Source organism: Streptomyces sp. NPDC002623 (genome assembly GCF_053592635.1).
This window is the reverse complement of the sequence record NZ_JBSFWB010000002.1, coordinates 133,618-148,255: the sequence shown is the minus strand read 5'-3', so window position 1 is coordinate 148,255 and position 14,638 is coordinate 133,618. Positions and strand designations below refer to the sequence as shown.

18 protein-coding genes and 1 pseudogene are annotated in these 14,638 nt (G+C 70.8%); 11 read left to right on the top strand and 8 right to left on the bottom strand.

Annotated elements, in window-relative coordinates; translation table 11 throughout:
- The first annotated feature begins 1 nt into the window (after position 1).
- Genes ACWD4O_RS03340 through ACWD4O_RS03330 form a run of 3 tightly spaced genes read left to right on the top strand, consistent with a single transcriptional unit; the run spans position 2 to position 1,152 of the window.
- Entirely contained in the window at positions 2-586 is a 585-nt protein-coding gene (locus ACWD4O_RS03340) for a dihydrofolate reductase family protein (protein ID WP_451276965.1), read from the top strand.
- Between the two features lie 56 nt (positions 587-642).
- A complete protein-coding gene (locus tag ACWD4O_RS03335; protein WP_451276963.1) occupies positions 643-837 on the top strand; it encodes a hypothetical protein in 195 nt (64 codons plus the stop codon).
- 42 nt (positions 838-879) lie between these two features.
- Positions 880-1,152, top strand: a complete 273-nt coding sequence (locus ACWD4O_RS03330; RefSeq protein ID WP_451276961.1) for a hypothetical protein — start codon at positions 880-882, stop codon at positions 1,150-1,152.
- A gap of 11 nt (positions 1,153-1,163) precedes the next feature.
- Here ACWD4O_RS03330 and ACWD4O_RS03325 read toward each other — a convergent pair whose 3' ends face one another.
- Genes ACWD4O_RS03325 through ACWD4O_RS03315 form a run of 3 tightly spaced genes read right to left on the bottom strand, consistent with a single transcriptional unit; the run spans position 1,164 to position 2,832 of the window.
- Positions 1,164-1,973 (bottom strand): VOC family protein, encoded by an 810-nt coding sequence (locus ACWD4O_RS03325; protein ID WP_451276959.1) that lies wholly within the window; start codon positions 1,971-1,973, stop codon positions 1,164-1,166.
- A 26-nt stretch (positions 1,974-1,999) separates the two neighbouring features.
- Positions 2,000-2,416, bottom strand: a complete 417-nt coding sequence (locus ACWD4O_RS03320; RefSeq protein WP_450948868.1) for a VOC family protein — start codon at positions 2,414-2,416, stop codon at positions 2,000-2,002.
- Positions 2,417-2,427: 11 nt separating this feature from the next.
- Entirely contained in the window at positions 2,428-2,832 is a 405-nt protein-coding gene (locus ACWD4O_RS03315) for a helix-turn-helix domain-containing protein (protein ID WP_451276956.1), read from the bottom strand.
- Between ACWD4O_RS03315 and ACWD4O_RS03310 the strand changes: the two are divergent.
- The 5 genes and pseudogenes from ACWD4O_RS03310 to ACWD4O_RS03290 form a co-directional block, all read left to right on the top strand.
- A pseudogene (locus ACWD4O_RS03310) lies at positions 2,716-3,195 on the top strand (inorganic phosphate transporter); the annotation flags it as partial. The gene ACWD4O_RS03315 and the pseudogene ACWD4O_RS03310 sit on opposite strands and share 117 nt — an antisense overlap.
- A 125-nt stretch (positions 3,196-3,320) precedes the next feature.
- Complete coding sequence (gene ppk2, locus ACWD4O_RS03305; protein ID WP_451277712.1) at positions 3,321-4,241, top strand: polyphosphate kinase 2; 921 nt, start codon at positions 3,321-3,323, stop codon at positions 4,239-4,241.
- A gap of 150 nt (positions 4,242-4,391) precedes the next feature.
- Positions 4,392-6,179, top strand: a complete 1,788-nt coding sequence (locus tag ACWD4O_RS03300) for an aminotransferase class I/II-fold pyridoxal phosphate-dependent enzyme (RefSeq protein ID WP_451276954.1) — start codon at positions 4,392-4,394, stop codon at positions 6,177-6,179.
- The gene (locus ACWD4O_RS03295) at positions 6,179-6,982 is read left to right on the top strand and encodes a phosphatidate cytidylyltransferase (protein WP_451276952.1); all 804 of its coding nucleotides are present in this window, start codon (positions 6,179-6,181) and stop codon (positions 6,980-6,982) included. The genes ACWD4O_RS03300 and ACWD4O_RS03295 overlap by 1 nt, the downstream gene beginning before the upstream one ends.
- 115 nt (positions 6,983-7,097) lie before the next feature.
- Entirely contained in the window at positions 7,098-7,451 is a 354-nt protein-coding gene (locus tag ACWD4O_RS03290; RefSeq protein ID WP_451276950.1) for an SCO4225 family membrane protein, read from the top strand.
- Positions 7,452-7,591: 140 nt separating this feature from the next.
- Here ACWD4O_RS03290 and sodN read toward each other — a convergent pair whose 3' ends face one another.
- The gene (gene sodN, locus ACWD4O_RS03285; protein WP_010353595.1) at positions 7,592-7,987 is read right to left on the bottom strand and encodes a superoxide dismutase, Ni; all 396 of its coding nucleotides are present in this window, start codon (positions 7,985-7,987) and stop codon (positions 7,592-7,594) included.
- Between the two features lie 144 nt (positions 7,988-8,131).
- Between sodN and sodX the strand changes: the two genes are divergently transcribed.
- Positions 8,132-8,584: a nickel-type superoxide dismutase maturation protease gene (sodX, locus tag ACWD4O_RS03280; protein WP_351903305.1), complete on the top strand. Its 453-nt coding sequence runs from the start codon at positions 8,132-8,134 to the stop codon at positions 8,582-8,584.
- Here sodX and ACWD4O_RS03275 read toward each other — a convergent pair.
- Positions 8,470-9,117 carry a CGNR zinc finger domain-containing protein gene (locus tag ACWD4O_RS03275; RefSeq protein WP_450948860.1) on the bottom strand — a complete coding sequence of 216 codons (648 nt, stop codon included), beginning with the start codon at positions 9,115-9,117 and terminating at the stop codon, positions 8,470-8,472. The genes sodX and ACWD4O_RS03275 overlap by 115 nt on opposite strands.
- A 100-nt stretch (positions 9,118-9,217) precedes the next feature.
- On the opposite strand from ACWD4O_RS03275, the gene ACWD4O_RS03270 reads away from it, so the two are divergent.
- The gene (locus ACWD4O_RS03270; protein WP_451276947.1) at positions 9,218-9,988 is read left to right on the top strand and encodes a class I SAM-dependent methyltransferase; all 771 of its coding nucleotides are present in this window, start codon (positions 9,218-9,220) and stop codon (positions 9,986-9,988) included.
- Positions 9,989-10,053: 65 nt separating this feature from the next.
- Here ACWD4O_RS03270 and ACWD4O_RS03265 read toward each other — a convergent pair whose 3' ends face one another.
- From ACWD4O_RS03265 to ACWD4O_RS03255, 3 genes are read right to left on the bottom strand one after another with little or no spacing between them, the layout of a single operon-like run.
- On the bottom strand, positions 10,054-10,815 hold the full coding sequence (locus ACWD4O_RS03265) for an amino acid ABC transporter ATP-binding protein (RefSeq protein WP_451276945.1): 762 nt from the start codon (positions 10,813-10,815) through the stop codon (positions 10,054-10,056).
- Positions 10,812-11,774 (bottom strand): amino acid ABC transporter permease, encoded by a 963-nt coding sequence (locus tag ACWD4O_RS03260; protein ID WP_451276943.1) that lies wholly within the window; start codon positions 11,772-11,774, stop codon positions 10,812-10,814. Before ACWD4O_RS03260 ends, ACWD4O_RS03265 begins: the two co-directional genes overlap by 4 nt.
- A gap of 39 nt (positions 11,775-11,813) precedes the next feature.
- Positions 11,814-12,776, bottom strand: a complete 963-nt coding sequence (locus ACWD4O_RS03255) for an ABC transporter substrate-binding protein (RefSeq protein WP_451276941.1) — start codon at positions 12,774-12,776, stop codon at positions 11,814-11,816.
- A gap of 618 nt (positions 12,777-13,394) precedes the next feature.
- On the opposite strand from ACWD4O_RS03255, the gene ACWD4O_RS03250 reads away from it, so the two are divergent.
- Positions 13,395-14,624, top strand: a complete 1,230-nt coding sequence (locus ACWD4O_RS03250) for an NAD(P)-dependent malic enzyme (RefSeq protein WP_358801190.1) — start codon at positions 13,395-13,397, stop codon at positions 14,622-14,624.
- Positions 14,625-14,638 lie beyond the last annotated feature (14 nt).

The window sequence follows — 14,638 nt, the reverse complement described above, 5'->3', positions numbered from 1 at the left end:
CTTGCGAAAGCTCACGTACTTCATCGCCTGCTCCCTCGACGGCTTCATCGGGGACGAGACCGGGGACGGCTCCGCGATGATCTCCTTCGTCGACGAGGAGTTCCTCGACTTCCTCAAGACGGAGTATCCGGAGACCCTGCCCACCCACGGCCGCCGCCCGCTCGGCATCGACGACCTGGCCAACCGGCGGTTCGACACGATCATCCAGGGCCGGGCCAGCTACGACATCGCGCTGAAGGAGGGCGTCACCAGCCCCTACGCCCATCTGCGCCAGTACGTCGCCTCGCGCACCCTCGCCGAGTCGCCCGACCCGGACGTCGAGATCATCGCGGACGATCTGCTCGGCAGGGTCCGCGAGCTGAAGGCCGAGGACAGCGACCTCGACATCTACCTGTGCGGCGGCTCCCGCCTCGCGGGCGAGCTGTTCGACGAGATCGACGAGCTCGTCATCAAGTCGTACCCGATCGTCTACGGCACCGGCATGCCCATGTTCGGCGCCCGCTTCGACATCGCCCGCTTCGCCTTCGGCGGCCTGCGCACCTTCGGCAACGGCGCGGTGGTGCGGACGTACGCCAGGGAGCGCTGAGGGGTATCGGCGCACGGCAGGGGGCGCTCGCGCCCGGCCCGGCCTACCCTGAGGAGATGGACAGGGAACAACGCGTCTGTCCCACCTGTGGGCAGCCCGTGCAGTCCGTCATCCAGCGCTACAAGACGCTGGGGGCGTGGGTTCCGCGCTGGGTGCCGGGGCCGTGCCACAACCCGAAGTGCGACGCGCATGTGGGGCCGGACGCCGAGCCCGAACAGGCGCCCGACGCGCACACCGCCCCGGCCTCCTGACATTCGGCCCCGCACGGCCGCCCGCGCGGCTACCGTGACGCCATGGGGAGCAGTCGGCGTCGGATGTGGCAGTGGGCCGTGGGAGCGTGGCTGGCGGCCGTGGTCGTCGCGGGCGGTCTGACGCTGTGGCTCCAGGATGCCGCCGCACCCCCGGCGCAGCAGCCTCAGAGCGGGTCCGCGCCCGGCGAGTCCGCGGCGCCGCTGCTGCACATGGACGCCGACGACACGGACGACGATCCGTGCCCGAGCCCGGGCGGACAGGGGTCGTCGACCGACGGCCGGCGGGTCATCTGCGTGTACGCGACGGGCCCGTAGCCGTCAGGCCGTCACGAAGCCTGCCGCGGCAGGCCGCCCGTCTCCGCGTCGCGCCCGGTCAGGCAGTACAGACCGCCGGCCGGGTCGCGCATCACCGTCCAGTGGGGGTGGCGGGCGACGAGTTCCGCGCCGAGCCGCTCGTGCCGGACCCGCACGGCGTCGACGTCCGGTCCGCAGGCCAGGTCGAGATGGGCGGCGGCCGCACCTGCGTCCTCGGGCCGTTCCTCGTCGAGCCGCTGGAGCAGGATCCGGACCGGAAGGCCGGACGGCGGTTCGACCACGTGGAACTCGGGCCGGGAACCCGGCCGGGCCGACCAGTCGGGCAGCAGGCCGCTCCAGAAGGCGACTTCGGCGTCGTACGCCGACGGCGGGAGGTCGACGCACACCTGGTCCAGGCGGCTGTCGGCCACCACGGGCGGCCGCACCGACTCCCCGTGCCACGGCACCGCGCAGAACGCCAGCCCGGCGGGGGAGCGCAGCACGGCCCACCCCTCGTGGGCGGCGGCCGTCTCCGCCCCCAGCCTCCGCGCCGCCTCGACGAACGCGGGCACGTCCACGACGGCGAAGTCGAGATGCGCGCCGCCGTCGCCGCCCGCGACCCCCTGGACCTTCACACAGGCGTCGGCGCCCTCCGCCAACAGGGTGACGAACTCCCCGTCCTCGCCCCGGAGGTCGGAGAGCGAGGTGTCCGTGACGGCGGTCCAGAACGCGCAGGCCCGCTCGAAGAGCGCGGCGGGCCGGTCGACGAAGGCGTACGTCCAGCGGACGGGAGTGTGGACGGAGGTGTGGGCGGGGGTGTGGACGGAGGTGTGGGCGGTCATGGCGCGATCGTAGGCGGCGCCGGTCGTCACGCGTCCTTGCGTTCCATGAACCGCAGCAGGTTTCCGGCCGGGTCCCGGAAGGCGCAGTCGCGCACCCCGTACGGCTGGTCGGTCGGCTCCTGGAGCACCTCGACGCCGGCCTCCTGCACACGCGCGTGCAGCGCGTCGCAGTCGGCGGTGGAGAAGATGACCCCGCGCAGCATGCCCTTGGCGAGCAGCCGGGCCAGCGCGTCCTTGTCGGCGGGGGAGGCGTCGGGGTCGGCGCCCGGGGGTTCCAGCACGATGCTGACGTCCGGCTGGAGCGGCGAGCCGAGGGTCACCCACCGCATCCCCTCGAAGCCGACGTCGCCCCGGACCTCGAGCCCGAGGACGTCGCGATAGAAGTACAGAGCCTTGTCGTGGTCGTCGACGGCGATGAAGCACTGGTGCAGTCTCAGGTCCATGGTGTCCAGCCTCAGGAGGAGCGTCGGGGCAGCTTCGGGCGGGTGAACTTCCGGGCGACGCACGGCGGGATCACCGCGCTCGGCTCGTGCGACCGCGCCCGGTACGCACTCGGAGTCTCGCCGACGAGTTGGGTGAAGCGGGAGCTGAACGAGCCGAGCGAGGTGCAGCCGACCGCGAGGCAGACCTCCGTCACGCTCAGGTCCCCGCGGCGCAGCAGGGCCTTGGCGCGCTCGACCCGGCGGGTCATCAGATAGCCGTAGGGCGTCTCGCCGTAGGCCTCGCGGAAGCTGCGCTGGAAGTGTCCCGAGGACATCAGCGCCGTGCGCGCGAGCGCGGCGACGTCGAGCGGTTCGGCGTACTCACGATCCATGCGGTCACGCGCCTGCCGCAGCCTTACCAGGTCCTCCCGTTCCATCACGCCAGGATTGCACGATCCTCACCCCGCGGGCGCGGGGACCTGGAACAGCCTTTGCCTCCAGTTCGCTTCCTGTACGGAAGCGCTTGTTCCCATGAGGCAATGGACCACATCACGATCCTCGTGGCGGTCGTCATCGTCACGGCCCTGTCCACCACACAGGTGGCCTCCGGCAGCATCCTCGGCGCGAGCCTGGGCAGGCGGCCGGCGGAGGTGCGGTGGGGCGTCGCAGGACACATGGTGATCGCATGGCTGGTCACGCTCCCCGCCGCCGCGCTGGTCGGCGGCCTCGCCGCGAGCGCGGTCACGCACGGCGGGAACCTCGGCACCACGGTCGTGGCCCCGGTCGGCGTAGCCATGAGCATCGACCGGACCGCACTCGGCGAGGTCGCCGCGGTGAGCGTCGGCGTCACCGTCGCCGTGGTCACCGTCTTCGCCCGATCGTGCCGCAGTTCCACTGAGATCCGACACCGGGAGCAAGGATGACCATGCCGCCTCTGCTGTCCGAGTCGACCGACCTGACGGTCGACTACACCGACGCCGACGACCCCGTACTCGTCCGGCCGGACGGAAGTCCGATCGACACCTGGCGGGAGAACTATCCGTACGCGCACCGCATGGAGCGCAAGGAGTACGACTGGCACAAGCGGCTCCAGCAGATCGAGCTGCTGAAGCTGCAGCGCTGGATCAAGGAGACCGGGCGCCGGCTCGTCATCGTCTTCGAGGGGCGGGACGCGGCCGGCAAGGGCGGCACCATCAAGCGCTTCACGGAGCACCTCAACCCGCGCGGCGCACGGGTCGTGGCGCTGGAGAAGCCGACCGAGCGCGAGCGCGGGCAGTGGTACTTCCAGCGCTATGTCCAGCACCTGCCGACGGCGGGCGAGATCGTGCTGTTCGACCGCTCCTGGTACAACCGGGCGGGCGTCGAGCGGGTCATGGGCTTCTGCTCGGACGACGAGTACCGGCGCTTCATGCGCCAGGCGCAGATGTTCGAGCGGATGCTCGTGGACGACGGCGTCGACCTGCTGAAGTTCTGGTTCTCCGTCTCCCAGGGCGAACAGCGCACCCGCTTCACGATCCGTCAGGTCGACCCCGTACGACAGTGGAAGCTCAGCCCCATGGACCTGGCCTCCCTCGACCGCTGGGACGACTACACGGCCGCGAAGGTCGCCATGTTCCGGGAGACGGACACCGAACACGCGCCCTGGACCGTGGTCAAGAGCAACGACAAGAAGCGGGCCCGCGTCGAGGCCATGCGCAGCGTGCTCGCCCGTTTCGACTACACGGACAAGGACGACGAGGTCGTCGGCACCCCCGACCCGCGCGTGGTGGGCGCGGCGGCCGGCCTGCTGGAGGTCGGCGAGGACGACCCGGCCGACGGCGGCGACGCCACCGCCACGACTGCCTGAGAGCACCGGGTGCCCGAGTGCCCGGATGCGACGCAGCCCGCCTGAGTACGCGTACTCAGGCGGGCTGCGTCGCTCGGCCCTGGCCCGGTCGGTCCGTGCTCCGCACGATGGAGTGCTTTCCGTGCCGAGTCGGTTGCTCGAGAGGTGCCCATGGGCCGTGATCTGCAGGTGCGCATTGCCACTCCGGAGGATTTCGAGTGGATCCACGAACTACGTCACCGGGTGTACGCGGCAGAGCTGGGCCAGCATCCGCCGCATCCGGCCGGGCGGCTTCGCGACGGACTGGACGACGGCGGCAACGTCTACCTGGTCGCGGCGCGAGGACCGGCCCGCATCGGCTTCGTCAGCCTGACCCCGCCCTGGTCGGGGCGGTACGCGCTGGACAAGTACCTGACCCGTGACGAACTGCCGCTGCTGACCGACGAAGACCCGTTCGAGGTACGCATCCTCACCGTCGAGCCGCGCTGGCGGGCCACCGCGGCGGCGCCTCTGCTGATGTACGCGGCGCTGCGCTGGATCGCCGCCCGGGGCGGTCGCCGGGTGGTGGCGATGGGGCGCACCGAACTGCTCGACATGTACCTGGCCGTCGGCCTGCGCCCGGTCGGCCGCACGGTCCACAGCGGTGCGGTGACGTTCGAGGTGCTGACCGGCGAGGTGATCGAGCTGACGAGGCGGGCGAGGGAGCGGTACGGGCCCGCGCTGGAGCGGCTGCGGTCCGCCGTGGACTGGCGGCTGGACATGGCGTTCGCACCCCGGCCGGACGGCTGTGAACACGGCGGCGCCTCGTTCACCGCCATCGGCACGGACTTCCGCACCCTGCACCGGCGCGAGCAGGTCGTCGCGGCCGATGTGCTGGACGCCTGGTTCCCGCCGGCCCCCGGGGTGCGGGCGGCGCTCGCGGAGGACCCGGCCTGGGCCGCCCGGACCTCGCCGCCGTCCGGCGCCGAGGGCCTGCTGGCGGAGATCGCCACGGCCCGGGCGCTGCCCGCGGAGACCCTCGCCGTCGGCGCAGGCTCGTCCGACCTGATCTTCAGGGCGTTCGGCCAGTGGCTGACCCCGGAGAGCCGGGTACTGCTGACCGACCCGTGCTACGGCGAGTACGCCCATGTCACGGAGCGGGTGATCGGCTGCCGGGTGGACCGGCTGCGGCTGCGCCGCGAGGAGGGCTGGCGGATCGACCCCGACCGGCTGTCCGCCGCCGTCGGATCCGGCCGCTACGACCTCGTGGTGGTCGTCAACCCGAACAACCCGACCGGACGCCACGCGCCGGCCGCGGAGCTGCGCTCGGCGATCGCCGCCGCGCCGGCCGGCACCCGCTGGTGGATCGACGAGGCGTACCTGGGATACGTCGACCCGGCCGAGTCGCTCGCCGAGCCGGCCGCGACGGACCCGCGGGTGGTCGTCTGCACGTCGCTGTCCAAGATGTACGCGCTGTCCGGCCTGCGGGCCGCCTACCTGGTGGCCGAGCCGGGCACCGCGGCGGAGCTGCGCCGACGGACCCCGCCCTGGCCGGTCAGCCTGCCGGCGCAGCTGGCCGCCGTGGCGGCCCTGCGCGACCCGGAGCACTACCGCGACTGCTGGCGTCGCACGCATGAGCTGCGCCGCCGACTGGCCACGGCCCTGGCCGGGGCGGACGAGAACCTGGCGGTCGAGGAGTCCGTGGCGAACTTCCTCACCGTGACCCTGCCCCCGGACGGCCCGAGCGCCGCCCAAGTGGTGGCCGAGTGCCGCCGCCACGACGTGTACCTGCGCGACCTGTCGCCGTTGTCGCCCCGGTACCAGGGGCGCACCGTGCGGATCGCGGTCAGGGACACCGCCGAGAACGCGCGCATCGTGGCCGCGTGGGGCGCCGCGCTGGAGGCGCTGGGCGCCGGGCCGCGGACGGGGCCGGCGGCGCGCGCAGAGACGCCCGCCGTCGCCGCCGTCGGATCCGTTTGATGGTCACCGTGGCATCGCTGGCGCCCTACCTCGGTGGGGCGTTGGTGCTCGGCGGCATTGCGGTGGCGGTGTCGCGGCGTCGTGAGCTGATGGTCCGGTGGTGCGCGTGGGCGGTCGGAGTGCCGCTGGTCACCGGGGCGTTCTGGTGGGGCCGGCCCGGTGCGGCGGCTGTCGCCGTCGCCGTCGGGGTGATCGCGGTGATGGAGTTCGGCGGGCTGCTGCGGCTGGGCCGGGCGGACCGGCTGGTGCTGGCCGCGGCGGTGGTCGCCGTGGTGCTGACGGCCTGGGCGGCGCCCGGACAGGTGTTCCGGGCGGTCGGGATCGGGGCGCTCGCGGTGGCCGCGGTGCCGTTGCTGGCCGGCGACGCCGACCACGGCCTGCGCCGACTCGGCGCCGGTCTGCTCGGGCTGGCCTGGCTCGGTCTGTCGGCCGCGCTGGTGCCGCTCGGGGCGACCGCGCTGGCGCTGTTCGCGGCGGTCTCGATCGCCGACATCGCGGCGTACTTCGCCGGCCGAAGGCTCGGCGGGCCGCGTCTGTCGCCGCTGTCGCCGGCCAAGCGGTGGAGCGGGACGCTGGCCGGGGCCGCGGCGGGCCTGGCCACGCTCGCCGTGCTGTCCGCGCTGAGCCGGCCGACGGCTATCGCGGTGGCGGTCGGCGGCCCGGCCGGGGACCTGCTCGAATCCATGGTCAAGAGAGGTGCGCAGGCCAAGGACGCCGGGCGCTGGCTGCCCGGCTCGGGCGGGCTGCTGGACAGGATCGACTTGCTGCTCGTCGCCCTGGCCGTCGTGCTGGTCCTGAACTGAGCCCGCTTCCGGAAACTCCCATGCGGGGATGAGCAGGCGTACTCATCCCCGTTCGAGGCCCCTGGTTCACCGTGGAGATCACGAACCGGACCGACCCGAACTCGAAGGAACCCAGATGCCGAACGCCTCCCGCCCGCGCCGCCTGCCGCGTCGGCTCTTCGCGCTTGCCACGGACAACTGGCTCGCGCGCGGCTACCTCGCCGTGGTCGCGGCGGCACTGGGCTTCTTCCTGGTCGCCGTCCACGCGCTGCCGGACCCGGGGTTCGCCGGCATCTGGCCGCTGATGACCACGGCGCCGTTCAGCTTCCTCGCCCTCCTGCCGGCGGTCGCCACGGAGGACTCCGCGCTCGGCTGGCTGAACTCGCTGACCTTCTCCGCGGGCGTGGCCCTGTGCGGGCTGTTCAACGCCGTGCTGCTCGGCCGCCTCGCCCGTCGGCTGCGGGTACGGGAAGCGCGTACGGCGGCCTGAGCGAGACGCCGGACCGGACGGCCCGGGGGAGGGCGGTGCAGTGGCGTCGCCGGGGGGACAAGACCGCACCCGGACCCTCCGGACGCCGAGTTCGGCGGCCTGCGGGCCCGGGTGCGGGCTGGTGCAGCGGTACGCGGAGATCAGGCCTTCTTGGTCTCCCAGAAGATCCTGTCGATCTCGGCGATGAGCTCCAGGGCCTTCTCGCCGGTCTTCGGGTCAGTCGAGGCCTTGGCGGCCGACAGGGCCTTCAGGGTGTCGTTGACCAGGACGTGGAGCTCCGGGTACTTCTCGAAGTGCGGGGGCTTGAAGTAGTCGCTCCACAGGACCGACACGTGGTGCTTGGCGAGCTCGGCGCGCTGCTCCTTGATGACAACGGCGCGAGCCTGGAAGTGCGGGTCGTCGTTGGCGGCCATCTTCTCCTGCACGGCCTTCACCGACTCCGCCTCGATGCGGGCCTGGGCCGGGTCGTACACACCGCAGGGCAGGTCGCAGTGTGCGCTGACCTTGACCTTGGGGGCAAACAGGCGGGAAAGCATGGAGCATTCCTTCCTCGTGATCGTCTTCTCAGGTGGGACATTACTCCCTGAGGGACGGGTTTTCGCGAGTGCCCCCATGGGCTTAGGACAAAAGTCCGGGGTCAGACTGAGACTGGTGGAGGAACGACCGGGGAGGTGCCGGCGATGCCGGAGCTGTCGCAGGAGACCGAGCGCGCGCGGGCGTCCGCGCTCTTCGGACTGGCCGAGGTGACCGGTCCGTCCATGGTGCCGACGCTGTACCACGGCGATCAGCTGGTGGTGCAGTACGGCGCGCGGGTGCGGCCGGGGGATGTGATCGTGCTGCGGCATCCGTTCCAGCAGGACCTGCTGGTCGTCAAACGGATCGCGGAGCGTCGTGACGGCGGGTGGTGGGTCCGCGGGGACAACGCCTACGCCGGCGGCGACAGCACCGACTACGGGACGGTGCCCGACGAGCTGGTCCTGGGCAAGGTGCGGCTGCGCTACCGTCCGCGCAGGCCGGCTCAGCGCTCGCCGCTGGCGTTGGTGCGCTGGGCGCTGTCGGCGGCCAGGCCGGTGCCGAGGGTTCGGTCCGTCCGGTCCGTCCGGTCCGCCTCCAGGCGCTTGCGGGCGCGGTAGGCGGCCACGTTGGCGCGGGTCGCGCAGCGGTCGGAGCAGTAGCGCCGGGAGCGGTTCGTGGACGTGTCCAGGTAGGCGTTGCGGCAGGGGGGCGCCTCGCACAGGCCCAGGCGGTCCACGCCGTACTCGGTGAGGTGGAACGCCAGGCCCATGGCCGCGATCGCCGCGTAGCCCGCCGTCGCGTTCGACGGGTGGTCGGCCAGGTGCATGTGCCACAGCGGGCGGCCGTCGTCGTCGCGGAAGTCGTGGCCGGAGATCTGCGGGCTCACCGGGAACTCCAGGAGGAGGGAGTTCAGCAGGTCGACGGCGAGGGTCTCGTCGCCGTCGTCGGCCGCCTCGAACACCGCGCGAAGGCGGGCCCGGACCGAGCGGAAGCGGGTGACGTCCGCGTCGGTGGCGCGACGGCCCGCCGACTGGTTGACGCCGAACAGGGCGCGCACGGCATCGACCGAGGTCAGCGCGTCCTTGGCCCGGGCCGGTTCCTCGCTGTTCACGAGACGCACGGCGTAGTCCGAGTAATAGGCCAGTTCCACTTGTAGTCCTTACGGGGGCGCTCTAGTGTCGGGATGCGGGCGGAGTAACGGCCGTTCGTACTTCCAGGGTATTACGGGACATACGCGGTGGAGGGTTGCGATGACGGACGCGCAGACGGCCACGACCGGTACCGACTGGGCTGCCTGGCAGCGAAGCTGGGACCGCCAGCAGGAGTGGTACATGCCCGACCGCGAGGAACGCTTCCGGGTCATGATCGACATGGTCGAGGCCGTCGTCGGCCCGGAGCCGCGGGTGCTCGACCTCGCCTGCGGGACCGGGACCGTCACCGCCCGGCTGCTCGCCCGCCTCCCCGGCGCCACCAGCATCGGCGTCGACCTCGATCCGGCGCTCCTCGCCATCGCCGAGGGGACCTTCGAGGGCGACGACCGCGTCACCCTCGTCACCGCCGACCTCAAGGACCCGGACTGGGCGACGGCGCTGCCGTACGACTCGTACGACGCGGTGCTGACCGCCACGGCCCTGCACTGGCTGCACAGTGAACCCCTTGCCGCCCTCTACGGATCGGTCGCGGAACTCGTCCGCGACGGCGGTGTCTTCATGAACGCGGACCACATGATCGACGACACGACGCCCAGGATCAACGCGGCGGAGCGGGCGCTGCGGCACGCCCGCATGGAACAGGCCAAGGCGGACGGGGCGCTCGACTGGGCCCAGTGGTGGCAGCTGGCCGGCCGGGATCCCGTCCTCGCCGCGCCCACCGCCCGCCGCTTCGAGATCTACGGCGAGCATGCGGACGGCGACATGCCCTCCGCCGCCTGGCACGCGCGCGTGCTGAGGGAGAAGGGCTTCGGCGAGGCCCGGGCGGTGTGGTGCTCGCCGTCGGACACGCTGTTGCTGGCCGTGAAGTGACCTGATCGCCAGGACGCGGAAGGGGCGGTACGGGAACCCCGTACCGCCCCTTGCGCGTTGCCGGGTTACAGCACCTTGGACAGGAACGCCTGCGTCCGCTCGTGCTGCGGGTTGGTCAGGACCTCGCGCGGGTTGCCGGACTCGACGACCACGCCGCCGTCCATGAAGACCAGGCTGTCGCCGACCTCGCGGGCGAAGCCCATCTCGTGGGTGACGACGACCATCGTCATGCCGGACTCGGCCAGGTCGCGCATGACGTCGAGGACGTCGCCGACCAGCTCCGGGTCGAGGGCCGAGGTCGGCTCGTCGAACAGCATCAGCTTCGGGTCCATGGCCAGCGCCCGGGCGATGGCCACGCGCTGCTGCTGGCCGCCGGAGAGCTGCGAGGGGTAGCTGTCGGCCTTGTCGGCCAGGCCGACCCGGTCCAGCAGCTCCCTCGCCCGCTCCTTGGCCTGGGCCTTGCTGACGCCCTTGACCTGGATCGGGGCCTCGATGACGTTGTCCGCCGCGGTCATGTGCGGGAACAGGTTGAACCGCTGGAACACCATGCCGATGTCCCGGCGCTTGCGCGCGACCTCGCTGTCCTTGAGCTCGTACAGCCGGTCGCCCTTCTGGCGATAACCGACCAGCTCCCCGTCGACGTACAGCCGGCCGGCGTTGATCTTCTCCAGGTGGTTGATGCACCTCAGGAAGGTCGACTTGCCGGAGCCGGACGGGCCGATGAGGCAGAACACCTCACCGTTCTTGACCTCCAGGTCGATGCCCTTGAGGACCTCGACCGCGCCGAAGGACTTGTGGACGCCCTCGGCCTTCACCATCGCGGTCATGCCTTGCTCCTCGAGGATCCGAACAGGTTCGCCCTGATCTTCTGGAAGACCGTGGGCGGCAGGCTGCGGCTGCTGCCGCGGGCGTAGTAGCGCTCCAGGTAGTACTGGAAGACGCTGAAGACGCTGGTCATCACCAGGTACCAGATGGAGGCGACGAAGAGCAGCTCCATCACGGCGAACGACGACGAGCCGATCACCGAGGTCGAACGCAGCAGCTCGTTGTACGTCACGACGTACACCAGCGACGACGTCTTCAGCATGTTGATGAACTCGTTGCCGGTCGGCGGCACGATCACCCGCATCGCCTGCGGGATGACGATCCGGCGCAGCGTCTTGCCGTGGCTCATGCCGAGCGCGTGCGCGGCCTCCGTCTGGCCCTCGTCGACGGCCAGCAGACCGGCCCGGCAGATCTCCGCCATGTAGGCCGCCTCGTTCAGACCGAGGCCGAGCAGGGCGCACATGAACGGCGTCATGACGTCCGTCATCTCGTCCTTGTAGATCGGACCGAGGTTCAGGACGGGGAAGATCAGCGCCAGGTTGAACCACATCAGCAGCTGCACATACACCGGGGTGCCGCGGAAGAACCAGATGTACAGCCACGCGACGGTGCTGGTCACCGGGTTCTTCGACAGCCGCATCACGGCCAGGACGACGCCCAGGACGACGCCGAGCACCATGGACAGGACGCTGATCAGCAGGGTGCGTCCGGCGCCCGCGATGACGGTCGAGTTGAACAGCTGGTCGCCGACCGTGTCCCACTGGATGTCACCGTTGGCGAAGGCGTTGACCAGCAGTGCCAGCAGCGCGATGACGACCACGGCGCTGACCCAGCGGCCCCAGTGGCGCACCGGGATGGCCTTGATGGCCTCCGGCGGGCCGGAGAACGCCGAGTCCTTCGCGACCGGCGGGGTGTCCTCCGGTGGTGAGCCCGCGGAGGACTTCTCGAGCTTGTCAGTCATGGGGAGTGCCCTTCGAAGGCTGAGAGAGGTGCGGGTGGATCACTTGCCGCCGTTGACCGCGGCGGCCTTGATCGCGCCGCTCTCGGCGCCCCACTTCTCCAGCACCTTCTGGTACGAGCCGTCCTTGATGATCGCGTCGACGGCCTCCTTCAGGGCGTCGCGCAGCTGGGTGTTCTTCTTGTCCACGACGATGCCGAACGGAGCGGCCTCGTACTGCTCGTCGAGGACCTCGAAGGTGTTGCCGCCGCCGGCCTTGCGGGCCATGTCCACGGCGACCGGGTAGTCGTTGACGCCGGCCACGGCGCCGCCGGACTTCACGCGGGTCTGGGCCTCGGTGTCGTTCTCGAAGGACTCGATCTTGAGCGCCTTCTTGCCGCCCTCGGTGCAGGTCTTGGACTGCGTCTGCAGGGCCTCTTCGTAGGTGGTGCCCCGCTGCACGGCGACGGTCTGACCGCAGAGGTCGTCCAGCGTCTTGATGCCCTTGGGGTTGCCCTTCTGGACGTAGATGGCGGTGCCCGCGGTGAAGTAGTCGACGAAGTCGACGCCCTCGCCGAGCTTCTTGCCGCTGTCGTCCAGGCCTTCCTGGCGCTGCTTGTTGTCCGTGATCGACGACATGGCGACGTCGTAGCGGCCGGTGTTGACCGCGGTGATCAGGGTGTCGAAGCCGCCCGAGGTGAACTGGAAGTCGACGCCGAGCTGCTTGCCGAGCGCGGCGGCGATGTCGGGGTCGACGCCCACGATCTTGCCGCCCTCGACCGACTCCATGGGGGCGTACTCGGCGTTGGTGCCGACCTTGATGACGCCCGCCTTCTGGATGTCGGCCGGCAGCTTGGAGAAGAGCGGCGCCGCGTTGGCGCTGCCCGAGGTCTCGGAGGAGCTGCCGTTGCTCTCGGTCTGGTCGCCGCAGGCGGTGAGCAGCAAGGCGCCCGCGACCGCGAGGGATCCGACCGCTGCCAGGCGGGTGCGCGCGGCGGTCGAGCGTCGGGTGATGCTTGCGGTCATGGTGGGTTCCTCCGGCGGATGGATGGAGATGCCGATGGGTCGACAATGCCGATGGGTCGACGAGAACACACACCTTTGGGTGTCGCGACCTCGTGTGATTACGGCATCTTGCCATTCGGACTACGCCAATCAGGGGCCCACCCATGTCAAAATCGGATAACGGGCGACCCCCGAACCCCATCAGTCCGGTACATCACGACCGGACGGAGCCGGACCATCTGCGGGAATCCCCCGTTCCGGCCGGAAGATCTTCGGTTCATCTTGTGATGTGATCGTTTGGCGTGCGCTTCATACCTTGACTTGACTCCATGTGAGTCCATGTCAAGCGGTTTCAGGACCTTGGCGAGTCTTCGCGCATGACGCATGTCACTCCCGGTGACCACTGTCGAAGGTCCACAGGTCGCGGGATGTGACCTTGCACGAATCGACTCGTCGGCTGTGGTCTCCGTCCGGTAAGAAGGTTTTTTACACCCCTCATCCGGGGCTCAGGGCGCGTGTGCGGCGCGCCCGACGCGCAGGCGCCCGTCGCATCACCTCTGGGGCCCGCGCGATGCCCGCCCACTTCTCAATCAGGAGTGGCCACCCTCAAGCCAATGAAGACCTAAGGGGTAAGACACAGTGGCAGCGGAGATCGTCAATCCTCGCAGCAAGAGCGCCGACGGATCGGGCCAGGAGGGCGGTGCGGAGCCCCTCGACTCGTTCGACCCGGTGTTCGCGCTGCACCGTGGCGGCAAGATGGCCGTGCAGGCCACCGTTCCCGTCCGTGACAAGGACGACCTGTCCCTCGCGTACACGCCCGGTGTGGCGCGGGTGTGCACCGCGATCGCGGAGCAGCCGGATCTGGTCAACGACTACACATGGAAGTCGTCCGTCGTCGCCGTCGTGACCGACGGCACGGCCGTGCTCGGGCTCGGGGACATCGGCCCGGAGGCCTCCCTTCCGGTGATGGAAGGCAAGGCGATTCTGTTCAAGCAGTTCGGCGGCGTGGACGCGGTTCCGATCGCGCTCGCCTGCACGGACGTGGACGAGATCGTGGAGACGGTGGTGCGCCTCGCACCCTCGTTCGGCGGAGTGAACCTCGAGGACATCTCGGCGCCGCGATGCTTCGAGATCGAGCGCCGGCTCCAGGACGCGCTCGACATCCCGGTCTTCCACGACGACCAGCACGGCACCGCGATCGTGTCGCTGGCGGCGCTGCGCAACGCGGCGAAGCTGAGCGGGCGGGACCTCGGCGAGCTGCGGGCGGTCATCTCGGGCGCCGGCGCGGCCGGTGTCGCCATCGCCAAGATGCTGGTCGGGGCCGGTATCGGGGACGTCGCGGTCACCGACCGCAAGGGCATCGTCTCGGCGGACCGCGAGGACCTCACCGACGTCAAGCGCGAGCTGGCCGAGATCACCAACAAGGCCGGACTGAGCGGTTCGCTGGAGGACGCGCTGGCCGGCGCCGACGTGTTCATCGGCGTCTCCGGCGGCACGGTCCCGGAGGAGGCGGTGGCCTCGATGGCGAAGGGCGCGTTCGTCTTTGCCATGGCCAACCCGACCCCCGAGGTGCACCCGGACGTCGCCCACAAGTACGCGGCCGTCGTCGCCACCGGACGGTCGGACTTCCCGAACCAGATCAACAACGTGCTGGCGTTCCCGGGCATCTTCGCCGGTGCGCTGCAGGTGCGGGCGTCTCGGATCACCGACGGCATGAAGCTCGCGGCGGCGGAGGCGCTGGCCGGGGTCGTCGGCGACGATCTCGCGGCCGACTACGTCATTCCCTCGCCGTTCGACGAGCGGGTCGCTCCCGCGGTGACCGCGGCGGTCGCCGCGGCTGCCCGCGCCGAGGGCGTTGCCCGTCGCTGACGTTCGGCTGAATG